Source organism: Candidatus Omnitrophota bacterium, from assembly GCA_041648975.1.
Classification (GTDB): Bacteria; Omnitrophota; Gorgyraeia; order 2-01-FULL-45-10; family 2-01-FULL-45-10; genus JAQUSE01.
In genome coordinates this window covers 1-17,924 of the sequence record JBAZNZ010000029.1, presented here as the reverse complement: position 1 = coordinate 17,924, position 17,924 = coordinate 1, and the positions used below count along the sequence as shown (strand labels likewise).

The 17,924-nt window shown below is 50.3% G+C and carries 15 protein-coding genes; all 15 read right to left on the bottom strand.

Translation table 11 applies throughout. The features are described from left to right. Positions 1–880: glycosyltransferase (locus tag WC592_08465; GenBank protein MFA4982480.1), on the bottom strand; the 880-nt coding region annotated here is incomplete at its 3' end. After that, entirely contained in the window at positions 877–2,961 is a 2,085-nt protein-coding gene (locus WC592_08460) for a glycosyltransferase (protein MFA4982479.1), read from the bottom strand. The genes WC592_08465 and WC592_08460, both read right to left, overlap by 4 nt. Before the next feature lie 83 nt (positions 2,962–3,044). Beyond that, the gene (locus tag WC592_08455) at positions 3,045–4,988 is read right to left on the bottom strand and encodes an ELM1/GtrOC1 family putative glycosyltransferase (GenBank protein ID MFA4982478.1); all 1,944 of its coding nucleotides are present in this window, start codon (positions 4,986–4,988) and stop codon (positions 3,045–3,047) included. Next, complete coding sequence (lpxK, locus tag WC592_08450) at positions 4,957–5,994, bottom strand: tetraacyldisaccharide 4'-kinase (protein ID MFA4982477.1); 1,038 nt, start codon at positions 5,992–5,994, stop codon at positions 4,957–4,959. The genes WC592_08455 and lpxK overlap by 32 nt, the downstream gene beginning before the upstream one ends. Before the next feature lie 71 nt (positions 5,995–6,065). Further along, positions 6,066–7,349 (bottom strand): 3-deoxy-D-manno-octulosonic acid transferase, encoded by a 1,284-nt coding sequence (locus WC592_08445; GenBank protein MFA4982476.1) that lies wholly within the window; start codon positions 7,347–7,349, stop codon positions 6,066–6,068. A gap of 594 nt (positions 7,350–7,943) precedes the next feature. Continuing rightward, positions 7,944–8,867: a tyrosine recombinase XerC gene (gene xerC, locus WC592_08440; GenBank protein ID MFA4982475.1), complete on the bottom strand. Its 924-nt coding sequence runs from the start codon at positions 8,865–8,867 to the stop codon at positions 7,944–7,946. Then, positions 8,816–10,816, bottom strand: a complete 2,001-nt coding sequence (gene topA, locus WC592_08435) for a type I DNA topoisomerase (protein ID MFA4982474.1) — start codon at positions 10,814–10,816, stop codon at positions 8,816–8,818. The genes xerC and topA overlap by 52 nt, the downstream gene beginning before the upstream one ends. 97 nt (positions 10,817–10,913) lie before the next feature. After that, entirely contained in the window at positions 10,914–11,825 is a 912-nt protein-coding gene (gene dprA, locus WC592_08430) for a DNA-processing protein DprA (protein ID MFA4982473.1), read from the bottom strand. Beyond that, the gene (locus tag WC592_08425; protein MFA4982472.1) at positions 11,826–12,380 is read right to left on the bottom strand and encodes a hypothetical protein; all 555 of its coding nucleotides are present in this window, start codon (positions 12,378–12,380) and stop codon (positions 11,826–11,828) included. Position 12,381: 1 nt separating this feature from the next. Beyond that, a complete protein-coding gene (locus WC592_08420) occupies positions 12,382–12,711 on the bottom strand; it encodes a hypothetical protein (protein MFA4982471.1) in 330 nt (109 codons plus the stop codon). Between the two features lies 1 nt (position 12,712). Then, positions 12,713–13,240 carry a shikimate kinase gene (locus WC592_08415; GenBank protein ID MFA4982470.1) on the bottom strand — a complete coding sequence of 176 codons (528 nt, stop codon included), beginning with the start codon at positions 13,238–13,240 and terminating at the stop codon, positions 12,713–12,715. 70 nt (positions 13,241–13,310) lie between these two features. Then, positions 13,311–14,435, bottom strand: coding sequence for a chorismate synthase (gene aroC / locus WC592_08410; protein MFA4982469.1), 1,125 nt, complete (start codon positions 14,433–14,435; stop codon positions 13,311–13,313). An 85-nt stretch (positions 14,436–14,520) separates the two neighbouring features. Next, positions 14,521–15,300 carry a prepilin peptidase gene (locus tag WC592_08405; GenBank protein ID MFA4982468.1) on the bottom strand — a complete coding sequence of 260 codons (780 nt, stop codon included), beginning with the start codon at positions 15,298–15,300 and terminating at the stop codon, positions 14,521–14,523. An 11-nt stretch (positions 15,301–15,311) separates the two neighbouring features. Then, a complete protein-coding gene (gene aroE, locus WC592_08400; protein ID MFA4982467.1) occupies positions 15,312–16,163 on the bottom strand; it encodes a shikimate dehydrogenase in 852 nt (283 codons plus the stop codon). A gap of 63 nt (positions 16,164–16,226) precedes the next feature. Beyond that, positions 16,227–17,753 carry a 2-isopropylmalate synthase gene (locus tag WC592_08395; GenBank protein MFA4982466.1) on the bottom strand — a complete coding sequence of 509 codons (1,527 nt, stop codon included), beginning with the start codon at positions 17,751–17,753 and terminating at the stop codon, positions 16,227–16,229. Positions 17,754–17,924 lie beyond the last annotated feature (171 nt).

Here is a 17,924-nt window from a genome sequence, read left to right as displayed (position 1 = left end):
CTATACCCAACCCCTCTTTTACCGACGGGAAAACAAAAATATCCATAGCCGACAGGTACTTGTCCGTATCGAGACCCGCGTCCGTAAAACAGATCGAATTTTCCAGCCCGAGCGACCGGGCAAGTTCTTTTAATGAGTTTTCATCCGGCCCGTTGCCGACTATGAGCGCCTGCGCATCGCCTATTTCCGAGACTATCCCGCGCATGGCCTCGATGAGGAACCTCTGCCCCTTGACCGGCGACAGGCGTCCTATCGATCCGACCACAGGTCCCGGTCGTAAACCAAGCGACCTCTTGATCCCGCTGATCTCATCGGCAGAATATTCTCTCGCGAACCGGGCTGCATCGATCCCGCTGTAGATGACCTCTACGCGTTCCGCGCTTACGCCCTGGTCGTCTCTCAAGTGATCTGCAACGGCGTCGCTTATAGCTATCGCTCTCGCGCCCCAGGTATCGAATATCTTCCTGAACCGCGTCTTAAAAAACCCATGACACGTGCTGATGTATGGAACTCCGGACATACGGGAAGCGAAGAAGACCGCAACCTGCGAGACTCGCGTGTGCGCGTGGACTATATCGACGCCTTCTTTCTCGATGAGCTTCGCAAGCGCAAACACAGACTTCACCACTTTCGGGCTCAACTCCGACTTCGTCCTTATATCTATCCCGTAATGCCGTATCCCGCTCTTCTCAAGCTCGACAACAAGGTCGCCGCCGCTCGACGCCACAGCTACGTCGATTCCTCTTGCCTTGGTGGCTCTTGAAAGGGACAGGATGTAATTCCCTATCCCGCCTATATTCATATGAGTAGAGACGTGGAGAACCTTCACCCCGCCCTTTTTTCTATCACCATTACTATTCATAGAAAGGGCGGGGTTCACAGGAACCTCTTCATTACCTCAAATACCTCATCTACCGTTATCTTCTTCATACACGTCACCTTTTTTGAGCAATTCGGACTATAGCAAGGGCTGCACTTCAATTCGCCGCTTTTGCATATGACCATGCAATCTCTCGCCTTCACCAGATGCCTCGACGGATCCGTCGGGCCGAATAACGCTATAAAAGGTATATTGGCGCCGGACACTATATGCATCGGCGCCGAATCAGGCGTAAGATATACTTTAAAACGCTTCATCAGGCTTGCCAGTTCGGATATGCTCGTTTTTCCCGCCGCTATAACAGGTTTCGATTTGGTTAGCCTGGCAATATGGTTAGCAAAGTCAATGTCTGCCTTTGCGCCGGTCAACACCACCCTTATGTTGGACATCTTTGCCAGGCGGTCGCAGAGTTCCGCTATATTCTGAACGGGCCAATTTTTTGTCGACCAGCGGCCCGATGCCCTTACGTTTATGCCTACCAGGGCCTGTTCGGGTTTCACCCAGTTGTCGGAGAGCAGCTTCTCTACGCTCTTTTCATCCGATTCCGAAGGCCAAAGCTCAAGGTTCCTGTCCTGCGGTTTCACGCCCGCCAATTTCAGCGTCCTGAACTGGTGCTCTATCGGATCCAGATACGGCGCGTCGTCCTTAATAGTCCTGTTCAGGAGGAAAGACCATTTTCCATTGTCATAGCCGTACCTGTTGCACGCGAGGCTTAAAAACGCAAGCATATGGCTCGACCTGTTGTTCTGCAGGTCAATAACGACATCGAAACAACCGCCCCGCAGCTCCCTGCCCAGCTTCAATATCCCGCGGATGCCCTTATGTTTACCGTCAAGATCGCATACTATCAGGTCATTTATGTAGGGGCAGTTATCCAGGGCCTCCCTGGACTTGACGCCGACGAGGACCTTGATATTGGCCTTCGGGAATCTCGACCGTATTGCCCTTAACGACGGCACGCTCAATATGACGTCGCCGATAGCGCTTATCTTTATTACCAGTATATTGGCCGTCTGAAGCGCTTCATCATAAACGGCAAGCGTCTTCTCGGCCATGGTATTAAGGTCGAATTTTTCCTCGACGCTCTTCTTGCCTTCAGCCGCAAGCCTCACGCCCAACTCACGGGACTGATAAAGTCTCAGTATCTTGCCGGCCATCTCTTTCGGGTTTTGCGCGGCGCATAGAAGGCCGTTCTTTTCGTCCTCCACGATATCCACCACTCCCCCGACTTTAGTCGACACTACCGGGACGCCTGAAGCCTGGGCTTCAATTATGACCCTTCCGAATGCCTCGGGCGTTATCGTAGCCGAAACCAGGACGTCTAAGCCCGCCATCACAGACGGCACATCCTGCGTCGCCGGCAGGAACTCTATCGTCCCGGAAAGACCTAAACGCCTGACCAGGAGCTCCAGGTCTTCCTTATATTTTTCCTTAGAGGCGCTTCCGACTATGACCGCCTTAAGGGACGGTATCTGTCTATTCAATATCGATACAGCCCGTATAAAATCGGCATGGCCCTTTAACGGCGTTATCCGCGAAACCATACCTATGGTAAAGAGATCTGACGCCGTTTTCGGCCCCTTGAACTTAAACCTCGATAACTCCACGCCGCGCGGTATCAGGCGTATCCTGTCATAAGGCACGCCGAAATCGTGTATCATATGTTTTGCCATGATATTCGAGGCGACAATTACGAATTTTCCCCACCCCATCGCTTCGCTTAAGATGTGTTTCTTATAATAACCGTGCGCCGTTGTTATAAATGCCTTATTCGCGCTCTTGCACGCAAAATACGCTATCAATGCGGGGACGCGCGAACGGGCATGGACTATATCGATATCCTCTTTCCTGATAATCTCTTTCAGGTCTTTGACCATAGTGAACATGGTCAACGGGTTCTTTCTGCCTACAGGAAGGTTGTAATGGCGCGCGTTTATCCTGTCGAGCTCCCTGACCAGCCTGCCGCCGGCCGAGACCGTTATAGCTTTATGGCCGTTCGCTACGAGATAGCGCGCGACGTCCACAGTCCCGGTCTCAACTCCCCCTACGTCTAATGATGGTAGTATTTGTAGTATGTTCATAGTTAGTTATAAGTCATAAGCTGTAAGTTGTAAGTAAAAAATTGTAAGTGTAAAACTTATAACTTACGACTTACAGCTTACAACTATATAAGTTTCCTCACCGCCGCAAATATCTTCTCCCGGTCCCTTAAAGGCTTTGCGGGCCGCGTATCGTTCCATGCCTTGTCAAGCGCAAGCCCTAGTTCATCCGGGCTGGCGATAGTTATATACCCTTCCTGCTCCAGGATACTCAGCGCTGATTCATGTTTGGTCAAGGCATCTGTATTCTTTTCCAATTTGAATACGACGACTTTCTTTCCTGAAGCCACGGCCTCAGAGACCATAGAGATAGATTCTTCGGATACGACCGCTATCTTGCTCAGGTTGAGCATACCGCTGACAGCGCCTTCAATATTCGTTTCGTTCGCTATAACAAGAAGCCTGTTATTCGGATCATTTTTCAATGCCTCTTTAAGGGCGCCTTCCACCTCAGGCGATGTCCTTCGTGAAGTAGTAGTCAGGATCGCCGCGCCGTTTCTGCCGCAAAAATCGCGGATCTTTCCGGCCACGGACCCGGCGACTTCTTTTGTCAGGCGGAACTCCGGGTTGTCGCCCCCTATAAAGAGACTGACCGCGCCGTTTTTCACCTCGCCTATCCTCAGTTTTAACTTTTCGCCGTTCGCGCACAAAGCCGCTTCATCTACCATATTGGGCGCCATCGTCGTAGATACAACATTCGGCCTTGAAGGCGGGCGATCGTGTTTCGGCACGACGGCAAGCCTGAATTTCCTCCACCCCATGAACATGCCGGGCTTCATCACCACTATATTCTTGGCGTTATTCTCTTTCGACATGAATATGTTGACGCCCGCCAGACTCGAACCGCATGATACGACAAATTCCGAATAGGTCTTCATCAGGGTCTCATAACAGTCATTTTCCAGGCAGAGCTTCATGCACCTCATACATCCGTGGCAGCGCCAAGTCGCGAAAGCCGCGCAGGCCGATAGAACCTGGCGCATGAACTTATTTTTGAATTTTACATCGACGATGACGATCCTGGTGTCATCCATCTTATATCCCTGCGTGACACGCGCCTTCCGGATCTCTTCGGCCACGGCGAGCGACTGATTAAGATGGCCGGCCTTGCCGTCGCTCAAGACGAGGACGGTCCTTGTTGGCGTCGATTTCCATCTCTTGTGGAGCCATAGCCACTGGTCCGGATATTTCCTGATATAGGACTCGAGGAGAGCGGCAAACTTCTGCAGATTATGTCTGATATCGTCCTCTGTATGCGTATTCCTGAAATCTATATACTCCTCGAGAAAAAGTTTGTGGTACGGTCCTTTCGTCCTGACGATAAAATTCGGCAGTATCAGCGAATCTGTATGTTTGGCTATCTCCATGGGCCCGGAGTGGCACGATGTGGGCCTGCCGAAAAAATCTATGAACATCCCGTTCCGACCTGCGTCCTGGTCGGATAATATCCCGACGATGTTATTCCCGTAAAGCGCCCGCAGCAGATTTTTCGTATTCATACCTTTCCTGATGACCTTGCAGCCGTTCGATTCCCTTAAGGCGTTCAGGAGCTCGTTCAAGCGCTTCATCTTCTGCTCCCTGACCAGCACCATTATCGGGAAACCTTCGACGGAACTTACAAGGCTCGACAGCTCCCAATTCCCGAAATGAGCGGTCAAGAGTATCGTGCCCCTGCCCGACTTGGAGGCGTTCCTGATGCGATCCATATTCACGACTTCGACGTACTTATCGACGTATTTACGGTTTATCTTCGTTAGATTGAGCACCTCCATGAAGGTCTGTACCATATTCTGGTACACCCTCTTGGTAAGGGCCCTTAATTCCGCGGGAGACTTTTCATTGCAGAATGCCGCTTTGAGGTTGGCATACGCTACTACGCGCCGCTTTTTGTTAAAGATGAAAGCTATCGTGCCGAACCGCCTGCCGATCCAGAGCGAAAAGCTGACCGGGATGACACCCATGATTATATTAAGCCCTCTAACTACTATATAGGCTATGTAATCTAGCAACTAATGCCTCCTTGCCGTCCGTTATATCCATTTCTACGCACAATACCATAAGGGGATATTTGCCGAAAGAGAGGGACATCCTGCTTATCTTAACCGTGTCCTTTTCGGTGGTCAGTATCAAGTCGAACGCCCTCTCGTCGCAGCGCTTCATGATCCGTTCCATGTCGTAGATCGTATAATCATGGTGGTCTCCGAATGCTATATGCTCTGCAATATCAGCCCCGAGGCCTCTGGCAGTATCTTCGAAATACCCAGGGTCCCCTATGCTCGAAATCAATATCACCCTCTTGCCTTCCAGAAAAGAGAGCCCTGCCTCTTTTCTGCCTTTGACATCGTAAAGATGCTTCGGCCTGTGCACCGCCTCCAGAAAGATAACTTCGCTATTAATGCCGCGGATCGTTCTCTTCATCTCTTCGGGTTCATGCGTCTTCTTATCGGTCTTAGTAAATACCACTATGTCCGCCCTTTTCAATGCCGCTTTTGTTTCCCGCAGTATTCCGCGCGGAAAGAGGTGGCCGTTTCCGAACGGGTTACGGGAATCGACCAGCACGATGTCGAGATCGCGCTGCAATTCCCAATATTGAAAACCATCGTCCAGGATTGCCGTATCGCTGCCATAAAGTTTTATCGCCCTGTGGGCCTGTTTTACCCTGTCCTCGCCTACAAGTATCGGGATGTCGGCAAGGTTCTTCTTCAGCATCGCCTGCTCGTCCCACCCGTAACCGCGGATAAGCACACCCACCTGACTCTTCAACTCGTTGTTCAATATCCTCGAGAGACTGATCACGAATGGGGTCTTTCCCGTGCCTCCGAGCGTAAGATTCCCGACGCTGATAATCTTTATCGGCACCTTGTTCGATTTGAATATGCCAAAACGGTAAAAAAGGCTTCTGCATATTATCACGATCCAATATACGAGAGATGATAGATATAGGACAAGTTTAAAAGGGAGGAATATTATCCCTTTCTTTCTGTCAGTCATGAGCGAATAGATGAATGTCGTCATAATGTCAGTCTTAAGTTGTAAGTTTTAAGTTATAAGTAAAAAATCGTTAGCTATTTTTACAAGCATATAACTTACAACTTATAACTTACAACTTTTTCTAATATTTCCAGATTCTTTTCCGTCGCGCCGCAATTGCGCTTAATGACCTCTTTGGCATTGTTACCGAGCGCCGCGCGTTTATTCTCATCTTTTAAAATATCCCGCAAAGCCGCTGTGAGGCCAACTGCATCCTGCACCTGTACGGCGCCGCCATCTTTCAATAACGCGGCGGTCATATCCTTAAAGTTGAACATGTGAGGCCCGAAAACAACCGGCTTCCCTGACACTGCCGGTTCTATGGGGTTCTGGCCGCCGTGTTTAACGAGGCTTCCGCCTATGAAAACTACCGCTGCCAGCGAATAGGCGCTATTAAGCAACCCTATGGTATCCAGTATAAATACCGGATTTTCGTTGCCGGCTGGCGGATGGCCGCGCCGAGAGGACATCTTGACTGCCTGAAAGCCCGCCGTCCTTACAACCGACTCTACCTCAGCGCTTCTTTCTATATGACGCGGGGCAATAAGAAGCCTCAGCTTTGGAGATCCCACGGCCAGCTCCTTGAATGCCGAAACAACCATCTCTTCTTCGCCTCTATGCGTGCTTCCCGCCACAATAAGCTCGTCACCTTCCTGAAAACCGATATCTTCCTTCAGCCTCCGGACTGCCTCCGTGTCCGACGATAAAGCTATATCGAATTTCATATTGCCCGTAACTGACACTCTCTCCTCAGGCGCACCGAGCTCAACCACTCTGCCGGCGTCAGTCGCTGACTGCATACAAAAAAGGCTTATTTTCGACAGGACGTTCTTTAAGAACGGTTTTACCAGCTTATATTTGCCGAAAGACCTGTCCGATATCCTGCCGTTTATCAGGATCGCGGGGATGGAATTAAAGCGCATCTCCCGCAGGACATTGGGCCAGATCTCAGTCTCCACCATTATGTATGTCTTAGGCCTGATGATAGCCACGGACTTCTTCACAACGGATGAAAAGTCGAGCGGAAAATATATTACCACGGCGTCCGGAGAAAAAAGTTTCCGCGCCAGTCCGTTCCCTGTCTTTGTTATGGTCGATAAAATTATCGTCCTGTCCGGAAACCGCTGCCGCAATGACGGGATGAGCTTCCTGCATACGGCCACCTCGCCGACCGATACTGCCTGGATCCAAATAGCGTCTTTTGCCGCTTCAAGCGCCTTTTTCTTCTCAACGCCGTAAATCCCGAACCTCTCGGCAAAATCACCGTGCAGCTTCCCTTTGAATAAAAGAGTCGGCAGATAGAAGAGCGAAAATATAAAAAAACCTATATCGTATAACATATCTCACTCAGTAATTTTTTCGGCTTTCCCTATACATGGCCATCTCGGCCGTGGGCTTCGCCTAATTTTGCTTTCAAGAATAATTATTTCTCATTAACTAACACGTTGTATTCAGTTCTTATGGATACCCTGCTTCAATATGCTTTGGGTAATAGCTATAATCTTAGCAAAATTTACGGCTCAACCCACATGGCCTCGTGGCCATGCACTATTACATTATCCAAAAAATTTCCTTCATTCACACTGGTTAAGCAGTAAAATTTTTCGCTCTTCGGGTGGCGCCCGCCTGCCTGCCAGCGAGAGACTGCTTCAGGCGGGCAGGGAACTTGCGGGCGGTTGCCGAAGCGAATGTCGTAAAATTTCGATACCTTATGGCGATCTTCCCGCCGAAGGCGGGAAACAAGGCCGAGTAAACCTGTCAACAGCATGCCTTCAGTCCGGGTTACGAGGCTAAGTTAATTCAATCCGTCTATCTACCAGATGCCGAGGCCATCGAAATTTCACCACAGCGAATCGGCATGCCCAATGCCGATTCGCGGCGAAGCTTAAGGCAACTGCCCATAAGTTCCACGCCGGACTGAAAAGCGAAAAATTTCAGGCCCTCGGATGGGCTTTGTCGTAAACAGACTTCAGCCGTTCCATCGTGACGTGCGTATATATCTGCGTCGTCGAAAGATTCATGTGGCCGAGCAGCTCCTGAACGCTCCTTAAGTCCGCCCCGCGGTCCAGGAGGTGCGTCGCGAAAGAATGGCGCATAGAATGCGGGGAAATGTGCTCGGCAATGCTCGAAAGGCGTATATACTTGTCTATGACGCGCCTGACACTCCTGTCTGTAAGACGCCTGCCCGAATTATTAAGGAATACCGCGTCCTTATCCTTCACACATGATCCGGACAGGCCGTCGATGTACCGCCTGATCGCGTCCACGGCAGGCCTCCCAATCGGGATGAGCCTCTCTTTCGAACCTTTGCCCAGGACCTTCACTACCTCGCTAATGAAATCTATATCATCCTGGTCTAAGCCCACCAGTTCGCTTACGCGCATACCGGTCGAATAGAGGGTCTCCATGATAGCCCTGTCCCTCAGTCCGGCCAGGGTGTTATCCGGCGGGCTCTGAATAAGCTTGGCGATCCTGCTCACGTCAAGGACTACCGGCAGCTTCTTGTCTAATTTCGGTGTGGAGATCGCTGTGATCGGGTTGGTCTTTATAAGGCCTTCCCTGTACAGGAACCTGAAAAAACTCCGCAGGGAGGCCAACTTACGAGCTATGGTCCTCTTGGAATAGTTCCTCGCTCTCATCTCTGCCAGGAACTTCCTCAATGCGATATGATCTATTCCTCCTATATCTTTCTCTCCAAGGAATACGCCGAACGCCTTCAGGTCTATTACATAATTTGTGACTGTGTGCGGCGACGCATTCTTCTCGACCTTTAAATATGTTATGAACTTATCTATATACCTCTGCATCAAGAAACGGCGCCTTCCTTCTCCGGCAGCTTCTTTGCCGTAAACGTGCATTTCGGATATTTCGTGCAGCCGTAGAATGAACCTCTTGTCGAACGGCGGGCGACCAGTTCACCGCCGCAGCCCGAAGGACACTTGATACCTGTCGTAATCGACTTGGAACTCTTACACCTGGGATAATCGGAACAGCTGAGGAACTTCCCGCGCCTGCCCCACTTTATCACCATGGGCTTGCCGCATAGTTCGCATATCTCGCCAGTAGCGGCCACCTCTTTCTTCACGTCCCTCATGTTGACCTTCGCCTGCTCTACAGAATGTATGAAGGGCGAGTAGAAGCTCTTCAGCACCGTCAGCCAGTCCGCTTCCCCTTCCTCGATGCCGTCCAGCTCGTCTTCCATCTTTGCGGTGAACTTTACGTCGAGTATCTTAGGGAAGCTCTGCATGAGAAGCTCTGTCACTATCCCTCCAAGTTCGGTCGGCCGGAAATAGCCGGAATCCCTCTGCACATAGTCCCTGGCCGTTATCGTCTGAATTATCGGGGCATATGTGGAAGGCCTTCCTATGCCGAGCTCTTCAAGCACCTTAACAAGCGACGCGTCCGAATATCTCGGAGGCGGTTTAGTGAAATGCTGGCTCGATATTATGTCCAGGAGGTCGAGGGCAAGGCCTACGGAGAGCTCCGGCAGTTTCATCTTTTCTTCGCCGACGTCTCCTTCGGTCTGTTCTTTTTCGACTTCGTAGACCGCCGTGTAGCCGTCGAAGACCGGTTTAGTCGCGCCCGTTTTGAATAGATATTCGCCCGCCTTGATATCAACGCTCGTCTGCGCATATATCGCCGGGACCATCTGGCTTGCCAGGAAACGGTTCCATATGAGCTGGTAAAGTTTGAACTGGTCGGGCGAAAGCGCGTGCTTTATAGAGTCAGGCTCGCGCAGGGGAAGAGCGGGCCTGATCGCTTCATGGGCCTCCTGGGCGCTCTTTCTCGCTTTATACGCATTCGGGACCTGCGGATAATATTTATTGCCGTATTTATCCAGTATGTAATCCTTTGCCGCGGCCTGGGCGTCTTTCGATATCCTTACCGAATCCGTCCTCATGTAAGTTATGAGACCCACACTTCCCTCCTCGCCTATCTCAACGCCTTCGTAAAGGGTCTGCGCTATATGCATCGTCCTCGCGCCTGAATACCTCAATTTATTGAACGACTCCTGCTGCAGTTTGCTCGTTGTGAACGGAGGATAAGGGTTCTTCTTCTTTGTAGTCTGTCTTATGTCGCTTACGGTAAAGGTCTCTTTTCTCAATACGGCGTTTATATCGTCCGCCCCTACCTTATTGTTTATATCTACCTTCTTATCCTTGTATTTATCCAGCTTCGCCCTGAATTTATCCGCAGGAGCGTCTTTCTTCCTCTTAAGTTCAGCCTCTATGTCCCAGTATTCCTGCGGTTTGAACTTCTTTATCTCCTCCTCGCGCTCGACTATCAGACGAACGGCGACCGATTGAACGCGGCCCGCGCTTAACCCCCTCGACACCTTCTTCCAGAGGAGCGGACTCAACGTGTAACCGACTATCCTGTCCAGGATCCTCCTCGCCTGCTGGGCATTGACGAGGTGCATATCTATGTCGCGCGGATGCTTGAAGGCCTCAAGGACAGCGTCTTTCGTTATTTCGTCGAACGATACACGGTAGCTCTTCTTCTTCGGATCGCACAATACGTTCCTGATGTGCCAACTTATGGCCTCGCCCTCCCTATCAGGGTCGGCTGCCAGATATATCGCCTGCTTGTTTTTGGCGGCCTTCTTTAGCACCGATAGATGTTTTCTCCTGTCCGCCATGACCACATATTCCGCCTTAAAATCGTTCTCCGGGTCGACGCCTAATTTTGATTTGGGCAGGTCCACTATGTGGCCCATGCTCGAGGCAACCTCGTAGTTCGATCCGAGGAATTTGTTAATCGTCTTCGCCTTTGCCGGCGATTCTACTATCACCAGATTCTTAGCCATTGTTTCCCTCTCAGACCTACTTTAGTTTTAAGCTATAAGTCGTAAGTTGTAATGAATTCAATACTTAAAACTTATAACTTAAAGCTTACGACTTTACTCAGTTTTCCTTCCTGATAAAATGCTTGCCCGGGAGTTGCATTATAAGCTTCTTTATTTCCAGGTCCAACAAGACCTTTGATGCCCTTGCCGGCGCCAGGCCGGACCCCTTAAGGATCTCGTCTATAAATACCGGTTCTTTCGATAGCATCTTATAGACCTTACGTTCGTCATCGGTCAGCGAATTATATATGTATGCCTTCGTCTTAGCGTCAATCTTTTCGTCGATGTCTTTTTTGTTCTCCTCGGAAACAGGCCTGATCTCGGCGATAGACAACTCCTCCATTATATCTTCGACCGACTGAACCAGTCTTGCTCCGTCTTTTATAAGCTCGTTTGCGCCGGAACTTGTAAGCGACGATACCCTGCCCGGCACCGCAAATACGGTCCTGCCCTGTTCGGCGGCAAAATCCGCCGTGATGAGCGCGCCTGAATTCCTGGCCGCCTCCACTACTACTACGCCAAGCGAGAGGCCGCTGATTATCCTGTTCCTCTGCGGAAAATTATACGACAGAGGCTCCATGTCGTCTTCAAACTCCGTCACTACAGCGCCTGTCCCGGCTATCTGATGATATAATTTTTCGTTCTCGGGCGGATAGATATGGCCGTGGCCGCTTCCGAGGACGGCGATCGTCCTGCCCTTAGCCTTCAGCGCGCCGCGATGAGCGCTTGAATCTATGCCCTTAGCCATGCCGCTGACCACCGTAACACCCCGGGACGCAAGCTCGTACCCGAGCTTCTCGCCCATCTCCAGACCGTATATCGAGGCTCTCCTTGACCCGACCAGCGCTACGGCGATCTCGTCCTGCTCCGCGAACGAACCGTTTACATAAAGCGCTTTCGGCGGTTTGTGGATATTCCAGAGGTTCTTCGGATATAATTTATCGTCAATCGTGATCTTTCGTATCGCCATTTAGCTGAACTGCTTCCTTACGTTTGTCTTGGTAAAGAACCAAAATAGCAGGAATAGATACAAAGCTGTTACGACTTCAAATACGCCGGTCATTACGCGTATTACCTTTTCCCCCGCCGTCGCCATCCTGGAGATAAATTCCTCTCTGGGCATCTGTATCTTGGCCAATGTCTCCGGCGGCAGTTTATCATACTGTTTTTCATAAACGGCTATCGATTTCGGTTCATGCGCCGCGATAGAAGCATACCTGTGATTGAACGGCACGAATACGATCATCCCAAGGACCCCGATGAGCACCAGCGTAATAGCCGTCTTTCTTGCCCATTCCTTAAGGAAGAGCAGGAATATGCCGGCAACTATGCCGGCTAAGCTCGTCAAAACGGCGTAAAGGACCATCCACGTGAGAGTATTTTTCGCCAGGAAAGAATAGTTCTGGTGCATGCCGGGCGACGTTATCAACCCAATAAAATTGACGATTATGAACGTCCACGCGAAAAATGTCACGCTGCCGGACGCTTTCTTCTTGCCGTCCACGACCTCGGCTTTTTCAGACATATCAATACCTCCTCTTTTCCTTTCGCAGGATCAATCCGAAAAGCGTCCAACTTGCCAGGACCACCGCAAAAGTTATTACAACACAATTCAGGATTAGTAGTTTCCGGTCGAGCCCTGTCTTTTCCCGCCTGAAGATATCGAGCATGTATTCGTCTTCGCTATTTTTCAACATATTTCCGGACTTAACCTGCTTTATTAAAATGGCCCTGTATTTTTCTTTAATAGATATAGATTTCCTGATAAGCGGCATCCCTATTGCGGCGTAATTGAACACAAGTATAAGGAACAGAGTAATGCCGGTCCACATCCTTGCTTTTCTGCTGATAGCCACTCTATTTCTCCTCGGAAGGACGACCTTCCGAATTAACGATCTCTACAATTTTCTCAACGACCTGCCGCACTGTCAGCTTACCGGTATCAAAGAAAAAGCCGGCTTTCGCATAAAGCGGCGCGCGCTTGGACAGAAGATCTTTTATTTTGCGTTTAGGATCTTCTACGTTCAATAACGGCCTGTGCTTGTATTTTTTTGTCCTCTCCAGGATCACGTCCTCATCGGCCGTGAGGCATATCAAGATCCCGTTCGACTTGAGATTGGAAATGTTCTCATTGCGAACGACCGCGCCGCCGCCGGCGTCTATGACCTGGCCGTCGTGACCCGAAATATCGCGAATGACCTCGCTTTCAATCTCACGGAAACGGTCTTCGCCTTCAGTCTTGAATATCTCGTTTATAGTCCTCTTTTCTCTTTTTTCAATAAGGCTGTCGGTAGACACATAATCCATTGCCAGCTTATTTGCGAGCGCGGTCGCTATAGTAGTCTTGCCGGTGCCCATGAATCCTATCAGGACGATGTTTCGCATATAGTTATAAGTTATAAGCCGTAAGCTGTAAGTTTTTACTTAAAACTTATAACTTACAACTTACAACTAATTAAAATCTCCTCACCTGCTCCAGATATCCTTCGAAATTCCGCTTCATCTCGCCTATCGAATCGCCGCCGAATTTCTCGATCAATGCGTTTGCTATCTCGACAGCCGACACGGCTTCGCCTACAACTCCGGCAGCCGGGACCGCGCATACATCCGAGCGCTCAACGGTAGCGTATACGCCTTTTTTCGAGCGGATATTTATGCTCGCAAGAGGCCGTTTTAATGTCGCTATCGGTTTCATAACAGCCCGGATCCTTATATCTTCCCCGTTAGTTACGCCGCCTTCTATGCCGCCGGCCTTATTGGTCTTTCTGGAAAATCCTCTTCTCCTGTCATGCAGTATCTCATCGTGGACTGCAGAACCCATCCTGTTAGCAGCCTCAAATCCTATACCGAAACTTACGCCCTTAACAGCTTGAATGGACATTACGGCTTTAGCCAGTACGCCGTCCATGCGCCTGTCCCATTGCGTATAGCTTCCTAGACCGGGCGGGACGCCCTTTATGACGATCTCAAATACCCCTCCGATAGTATCGCCGTTTTTCCTGGCCCTGTCTATCTCCGCGCACATTGCCCCCGAAGCTTTTATGTCGGCGCATCTGACCGGAGACTTTTCGCAGATCTTGACAATGCGGTTAAAAGGCAGACTCTCAGTCTCAGCCTCGACGCCGCCGATAATCACAACGTGGCTCGTTACTTTTATCCCGAAACCGGCCAACAGCGCCTTGCACACGGCGCCGACGCTTACTCTGGCTACGGTCTCCCGGGCGCTGGCGCGCTCGAGGACGCTCCGCACATCCTTGAGGCCGTACTTCAACACGCCGGCCAGGTCCGCATGTCCGGGACGCGGGTGGAGCACCACACCCAACCTTTCGATAGACTGGTCCACATTTTCGATCATCATCGCTATAGGGCTGCCTATCGTCACGGATTTTCGCACCCCGGAGAGGATCTTGACCTTATCTGATTCAATGCTCATCCTCTTTCCTCTTCCGTATCCCTGCATGCGCCTGGATAGCTCTCTATCTATATCACTCTTATCTATCTGCAGCCCCGCCGGCATTCCATCGAGTATAGCAAGCATACATCTTCCGTGAGACTCACCGCTGGTCAGGTAACGTAACATAGTCATCCTCCGATTTGATGTAATTTAATCCCGGCAAATCGTCCCGAGCCGCTCCAATCTCACTCAGGCGGTGGGGGACTACATATTAATAAAGTCTGTTAAAGAATAAGTTCAATATCTTTTCGCCCCAGAATATCGCGACTATCGCGGCAAGCGAAAGGTGCGGCCCGTAAGGGATTATCTCCCGTCCGTCCTTTATTTTCAGGGCAATGCCTACTGCAGCGCCGAATACAGGCGCGATAAAAAAAGTCAGGATGGCAAGTTTCCACCCAAGAAAAGCGCCTATCATCGCCATCAGCTTGACGTCTCCTCCGCCCATAGCCTCTTTGCGAAACATTATTTTGCCCAGGAGCCCCATAAGATATATGCTCCCGCCGCCGGCAACCGCACCTATGAAAGACGCGATAAGCGCCGAGAATCTGGAAGGCGCGTCTAATAGCGCCGGGAACGCGAACGCGAATATAAAGCCTGCCGCCAGCCCTCCCAAAGATATCTCATCAGGTATCTCTGTTATCTCGAAGTCGATGAAAGTCGATATGATTAGCCCGCAGGCCAAGATAGAATATCCGAAGAACTTACTTAAGTTTTCCCTGAACGCAAGGAATAACAGGACCAACAGCGAAGCTGTCAGGACCTCTACTATTACATATCTTAAAGATATCCTGGCCTTGCAAAACCTGCACTTCCCGCCAAGTAATATGTAGCTCAATACCGGTATGTTGTCGTACCATAATATGTTTTTATTACACGCCGTGCAGTGTGACGGCGGCATCACTATCGACTCTTTTTTCGGCATCCTGCAGATGCAGACATTCAGGAAACTGCCTACCATTAATCCTATTACAAACACAATAGCACCGTCCATCAGTAGCTCCACTACGTTCTAAGCGCCGCCTTAAGCGCTTTGCGCATCACGGCGATCGGCGCCTGTCTACCCGTCCATATCTCGAACGCTATCGCGCCCTGATACAAAAGCATCCCCAGTCCGGTCGACGCATAGCATCTTGCCCTCTGAGCAGCTTTTACCAGTTCCGTTACCGGGCGGTTATAGACAAGGTCGTATACATACATGCCTGCGCGCAGCATGCTTTTTTCTACCGGAGAAGGATCAGCCTCTCTCATCCCGACCGGTGTCGCGTTCACCAGAAGGTCCGCTCCCGCAATAGCCCCGGATATATCCGCGCCAGTCGTTATCTCTATCCTGCTCTTATCGTAATATTTTAAATACTGGCTCTTCAGGTCTTCGGCCCTCTTGTTATCGACGTCCGACACGATAATCCTCTTTGGGCCGTTCCCAAGATACATCACGACAGCTCTTGCCGCGCCACCGGCGCCCAACACAAAAACGGTCCTGCCCTCCGGTTCAAATTTAAGGTCCTCTACCAGCGACCGGTAGAACCCGGGACCGTCCGTATTGTAGCCGCGCAACTTGCCGTCATCGCCGGGCTTTATCGTATTTACCGCTCCCAACTTCCCGGCATTTTCGTCAAGTACGCCGCTTTTTTCGATATAATCCCTTGCGCCTATCTTGTGCGGGATAGTCACGTTCAAGCCTGATATCTTTTTAGCCGGCATCTCTTTTAAAAAAATGTCGAGCTCTTTAGGCTCGACCTCAAATAGTGAGTATTCGGCATCCATACCAAGCTCATTGAATGCCGCGTTATGCATGGCGGGCGAAAGGGAATGCTTGACAGGATAACCTATCAGGCCGTATTTAAGTTTAGCCATAGTTATAAAATAGTCGTAAGTTATAAGCTGTAAGCGGTAAAAATAAATCTTACAACTTACGACTTACAGCTTACGACTTTCCTTACGCGCCAGTTTGTTCGCCGCATTTATATACGCCTTGATGCTCGCCTCGATTATGTCCGTGCTGGCTCCTCGTCCGGAAACGACCCTGCCTTTTGAAAGGATCTTCACTGAGACTTCGCCGAGGGCGTCTTTCCCGCCGGTCACAGACCTTATCTGATAATCCATAAGTTTGCCGCTCAAACCGGTGATCTTGTCGATCGCCTTATAACAGGCGTCTACAGGACCATCGCCGCCGGAGTTCGCTTCATGGATCTTGCTGTGTCTTTTCAATGATATCGTAGCCGTCGGTTTTACCCGGTCGCCGGACGCGATATGAAAATGCGCCAGACTGAACTCCTCGGGTATCTTCGATATCTCTTCATCGGCGATCGTCTCAAGGTCCTCGTCAAATATCTCTTTCTTCTTGTCCGCCAGAACCTTGAACCTTTCAAAGGCCTTTTCGAGCTGTTCCTTGTTTACCTCGATGCCGAGTTTCTTCAAACGTTCGCCGAACGCATGGCGCCCGGAATGTTTCCCAAGAACCAATTTCGTCTCTTCATATCCGACGTCTTCGGGTCTCATGATCTCGTAAGTTGTGCGCTCTTTAAGGACCCCGTCCTGATGTATACCGGACTCATGGGCAAACGCGTTGGCGCCCACGATCGCCTTGTTGGGCTGGACGCTCATACCTGTGAGCTTGGACACAAGACGGCTCGTCTTGTAGATCTCTTTCGTATTTACGTCTGTGTATACACCTTTAAAGATATCGGACCTCGTCTTAATGGCCATAACGATCTCTTCCAGGGAAGCATTGCCCGCCCGTTCGCCAAGACCGTTTATCGTGCATTCGACCTGGCGCGCGCCGTTGAGCACCGCGGCCAGGGAATTTGATACCGACAGACCGAGGTCGTTATGGCAATGGACGCTTATGACGCACCTTTCGATATTAGGAACATTCACCTTTATGCCCTTAATTATTTCGGCAAATTCAAATGGTGTGGTATAACCTACCGTATCGGGAATGTTCACAGTGGTCGCTCCGGCGTCTACAACAGCCTCCACGAATTTATGCAAAAAAGCCTCTTCGGTCCGCGACGCGTCTTCCGGAGAGAACTCTATGTCGGCGCACCGCTTTTTAGCGTATTTTACGGCCGCGACCGCAAGCCTCAGTATCTCGTCCTCGGCTTTTTTGAGCTTGTATTTCATGTGGATCTTGGAGGTGGCGAGAAAGACATGTATCCTCGGCCTCGTCGAATACTTCACCGAGTTATAGGCCGCGTCTATGTCCTTCTCAATAGCCCTCGCAAGTCCGCAGATGACTGGGCCCTTTATAGTCTTAGCGACCGTCTTGACGGAATCAAAATCTCCCGGGCTCGAAATCGGAAACCCCGCTTCAATGACATCAACGCCCAGGACAGCAAGCTGCCTTGCTATCTCGAGCTTCTCATTCATATTGAGGCTCGCCCCGGGCGATTGCTCTCCGTCCCTCAGTGTCGTATCGAATATTATTATCTTTTCATTTTCCATTTTTTAATCCAGCTCTCTTAAAAATAAATTTTTCATCTCGGAGTAATGTGATGTGGCGATGTGGTGAGCTCAGGCGTTAAAATTTCGAGGCAGCGTACGAGAAATTTTACCGAGCGTAATTTTCACATGGCTGAAAATTACGCGTCCTGAGCGAACCACTCGACACAGCAC